The sequence below is a fragment of the Aeromicrobium sp. PFPM2_SD2 genome (genome assembly GCF_057364525.1).
The window spans coordinates 1-3,949 of the sequence record NZ_JBNFNZ010000226.1; the positions used below are offsets into that span (position 1 = coordinate 1).

The following is a 3,949-nucleotide window of genomic DNA, read 5'->3' on the forward strand; positions in this document are numbered from 1 at the left end:
GCCCGCAGGGCGGCTTCCGCGTCCGGGTCCGCGTGCCGGCGGAGGGCGGCTCGTGAGCGCCCCGATCCGCGTCCTGCTGGTGGACGACCAGCAGCTGCTGCGGGCCGCTTCGCCATGATCCTCGAGGTCGAGGACGACGTGGAGGTCGTCGGCGAGGCGCGCGACGGCGAGGAGGCCGTCCGCCAGGTCGCGGCCCTCGCGCCGGACGTCGTCCTCATGGACGTGCAGATGCCCGGCACCGACGGCATCGCCGCCACCGAGCGCGTCGTCGCCGACCACCCGGGCACGAAGGTCGTCATCCTCACCACGTTCGACGACGACGAGTACCTGTTCGCCGGGCTGCGTGCCGGGGCCAGCGGCTTCCTGCTCAAGACCAGCCCGCCGGACGACCTCGTCGCGGCCATCCGCCGCGTGGCCGCCGGGCAGGCGCTGCTGGCTCCCGAGGTCACCGCCCGGGTCATCGCCCGCTCCACCGCGCTCGGGTCGCGCGAGCTCGACGCCCGCGTCGCCGACCTCACCGACCGCGAGCGCGACGTGCTGGTGCTGCTCGCCCGCGGCCTGAGCAACGCCGAGATCGCCCGCGAGATGCACGTCAGCGGCGCCACGGTGAAGTCGCACGTCTCGCGCGTGCTGGCCAAGACCGGCGCCCGCGACCGGGTGCAGGCCGTCGTCGTGGCCTACGAGTCGGGGCTCGTCGGCCGCGACGCCTGAGCGCCTCGTCCGCGCGGCCATCCAGAAGTGGCCGCGCGGCCGATGCGGGCGACCGCGCGGCGTCCGTAGCGTCGCGGTCATGATCACCGTCGAGTCCCTGACCCGCGCCTTCGGCGACGCCGTCGTCGTCGACGACGTGTCGTTCGAGGTCCGTCCCGGACGCATGACCGGCTTCGTCGGCGCCAACGGCGCCGGCAAGACCACCACGATGCGGATGATGATGGGCGTCCTGGCGCCGACGTCCGGCCGCGTCCTGTGGGACGGCCGCCCGGTCAGCGCCGCTGAGCGCCGCCGCTTCGGCTACATGCCCGAGGAGCGCGGCCTGTACCCGCGCATGACCGTCGCCGACCAGCTCGTGTACTTCGCCCGCCTGCACGGCCTGGACGCCGGCGCGCCCGCCAGCGCACCGACGAGCTGCTCGAGCACTTCGGGCTCACCGGCCGGGCCGGGGACCTGCTCGACACGCTGTCGCTGGGCAACCAGCAGCGCGTGCAGATCGCCGCCGCGCTCGTCCACGGCCCGACCGCGCTGGTGCTGGACGAGCCGTTCAGCGGCCTGGACCCGCTGGCCGTCGACTCGATGGTCGAGCTGCTCCGGGCCGAGGCCAAGGACCTGCCGGTGCTCTTCTCGAGCCACCAGCTCGACCTGGTCGAGCGACTGTGCGACGACCTCGTCGTGCTGTCCGCCGGACGCCTCGTGGCCGCCGGCACCGTCGACGAGCTGCGCGGGCGCGGGGGCGACCGCCACCGCGTCCGGCTCGGCAGCGACGCCGCGTGGCTGCGCGACGTCCCGGGCGTGCGGGTCCTGGACGTCGACGGTCCGTCCGGCCTCGTCGAGCTGGACGGCCTCGACGTGCCCGCCCTCGTCCGCACCCTCGTGGAGCGCGCGGACGTCCACGAGGTCACCGTCGTCCGTCCGCCCCTGTCCGAGATCTTCCGAGAGGCCACCCGATGAGCGAGCGCACCGATCCCAGCACCCGCGGCATGTGGCGCGTCGTCGCGCGCCGCGAGGCCGCCGTCCAGGTCCGGGCCAAGGCCTTCCGCTGGTCGACCGCCATCTCCGTCCTCGGCCTCGTGCTGCTCATCGTGGGCGTGCACTGGTTCCAGGGCCGCGACCAGGACCGCACGGTCGCCGTCACCGACGCGACCGCCGCCCGGGTGGTCGAGGCCGCCTCCGACGTGGCCCGCAGCACCGACGACCGCGTGGTCGTCACGAGCGAGACTTACGACGACGTCGACGCGGCCGAGACCGCGGTCCGCGACGGCGACGCCGACGCCGCGCTCGTCGCCCGCGACAGCGGTTGGGAGGTCGTCCGGCGACCGCGAGGTCGACTCGACGCTGTCGTCCGCCCTGTCGGTCGCCGCGCGCTCGTCCGCGATCGCGGCCAACCGCCCCAGGCCCAGGACGGTCCGACCTGGCCGCGCGTCGAGCGGGAGCGGCCGTGGACGAGCGCCTGCTCGACCCGGCCGCGTCCCAGGCCGGTGCCCGCCAGGCCGTCTCGTTCGTCTTCGTGCTGCTGTTCTTCCTCACCGCGATCGGCTTCGGCATGACGATCGCCGGCAGCATCACGCAGGAGAAGGAGAGCCGGGTCGTGGAGATCCTGGCCGCCGCCGTCCCGATCCGGCAGCTGCTGTGGGGCAAGATCGCCGCCAACACCGCGCTGGCGCTGGGTCAGGTGCTGCTGTTCGTCGTGGCCGGCGTCGCGGCGCTGGCCGCGACCGGGCAGGACGACCTGCTGGACGTGGTGGGGGCCCCGCTCGCCTGGTACGTGCTGTTCTTCCTCGTCGGGTTCGTCGCGCTGGCCAGCCTGTGGTCGGTCGCCGGCTCGCTGGCCTCGCGCCAGCAGGACCTGCAGTCGACGACGCTGCCGGCCCAGATGCTGGTGATGGGCCCGTACTTCCTGGCCGTGCTCGGTGGGGAGTCGCTCAAGACCGTCGTCTCGATGGTGCCGGTCGTCTCGTCGATGATGATGCCGGCCCGCATGGCCGAGGGCGACGTGCCGTGGTGGCAGGTGGCCGTCGCGCTGGGCGGCACGGTGCTGGCGGCGTTCCTGCTGGTGCGGCTCGGGGCCCGGGTGTTCGAGCGGACGCTGCTGCGCACCGGCGACAAGATCGGCTACAAGGAGGCCCTGCGCCTGGCCGAGTGACGCCGGCGTGGGCTAGAGCAGCGCGATCGACGGGTGGGCGTCGGTCGCGCGCTCGATGTCCGGGGACGCCGTGTACGGCTCCCAGGCGAGCAGGTCGCGCAGGTGCGGCTCCACGGCCGCGGCGGCCTCGCGGACGTCCACCGGCCGGCCGAGCTCGAGGGCCAGGCTGGTGACGCCGGCGTCGGAGATGCCGCACGGCACGAACCGGTCGTACGCGCTCATGTCCATGTCGCAGTTGAGGCTGAACCCGTGCATCGTGACGCCGCGCGAGACGCGGATGCCGATGGCCGAGACCTTGCGCTCGGGACGCCCGTCGCCGGCGGCGAGCCAGACGCCGGAGCGGCCGGGCACGCGTCCGGTGGTCACGCCGAGGTCGCGGAGGGCGCGGATGACGGCCTCCTCGACCCGGCGCACGTAGTCGACGACGTACACGTGGGCGGGCAGCCGGACGATCGGGTAGCCGACCAGCTGGCCGGGACCGTGGTAGGTGATCTTGCCGCCGCGGTCGACGTCGACGACCTTCGAGCCGTCCTGGGGCCGCTCCCACGGCTCGGTGCGCTTGCCGGCCGTGTAGACCGGCGGGTGCTCGAGCAGCAGCAGGGTGTCGGGGCCGGTGCCCTCGACCCGGGCCGCGTGCAGCTGGCGCTGCAGGTCCCACGCCTCCTCGTAGTCGAGCGCCGCCGCGCCGAACCGGTCGGCGATCGTCACGAGTCCGCCGGGGACGTCCGCAGAGGCCATGGCCTCACCGTACTCCGGCTGTGGACGACGCCCGGCCCGGCTCGGCCGCCGGGGCGCACGCTGGGCCGATGATCGACTGGCTGCTCGTCCTGCTCACCACCTTCGCCCGCACCGACGCCGGCTGCGTCGTGCTGGAGTCGCTCGACGCGCGGCGGACGGCCGCGCTCGAGCACGACGCCCGGCCGCCCTCGCGGACGTGTACGTGCCCGGGTCGCCGCTGCGGACCTCCGACGAGCGGCTGCTGGCCGCCTACCGCGCGCGAGGCCTGCGGCTGCGCGGGGCCGGGGTCGAGACGCTGGCCTGCCGCACCACCGTCGAGCGTCCGGACCGCTTGGTCGTGGACGGTGGTCGACC

General features: G+C 74.6%; 4 protein-coding genes and 1 pseudogene. 4 read left to right on the forward strand and 1 reads right to left on the reverse strand.

Translation table 11 applies throughout. The annotated features are described in order from the left end of the window. The first annotated feature begins 114 nt into the window (after positions 1-114). The 4 genes and pseudogenes from AC2W7G_RS10805 (at position 115) to AC2W7G_RS10820 (ending at position 2,857) form a co-directional block, all read left to right on the forward strand. Entirely contained in the window at positions 115-711 is a 597-nt protein-coding gene (locus tag AC2W7G_RS10805) for a response regulator (protein WP_485868432.1), read from the forward strand. Positions 712-790: 79 nt separating this feature from the next. Further along, positions 791-1,665 (forward strand): annotated as a pseudogene (locus AC2W7G_RS10810) (ABC transporter ATP-binding protein). Beyond that, the gene (locus AC2W7G_RS10815) at positions 1,662-2,261 is read left to right on the forward strand and encodes a hypothetical protein (RefSeq protein ID WP_485868433.1); all 600 of its coding nucleotides are present in this window, start codon (positions 1,662-1,664) and stop codon (positions 2,259-2,261) included. The pseudogene AC2W7G_RS10810 and the gene AC2W7G_RS10815 overlap by 4 nt, the downstream one beginning before the upstream one ends. Then, positions 2,153-2,857 (forward strand): ABC transporter permease, encoded by a 705-nt coding sequence (locus AC2W7G_RS10820; protein ID WP_485868434.1) that lies wholly within the window; start codon positions 2,153-2,155, stop codon positions 2,855-2,857. Before AC2W7G_RS10815 ends, AC2W7G_RS10820 begins: the two co-directional genes overlap by 109 nt. Before the next feature lie 12 nt (positions 2,858-2,869). Here the strand turns inward: AC2W7G_RS10820 and lipB are convergent, their stop codons facing one another. Further along, a complete protein-coding gene (gene lipB / locus AC2W7G_RS10825) occupies positions 2,870-3,595 on the reverse strand; it encodes a lipoyl(octanoyl) transferase LipB (protein ID WP_485868435.1) in 726 nt (241 codons plus the stop codon). Positions 3,596-3,949: the final 354 nt, after the last annotated feature.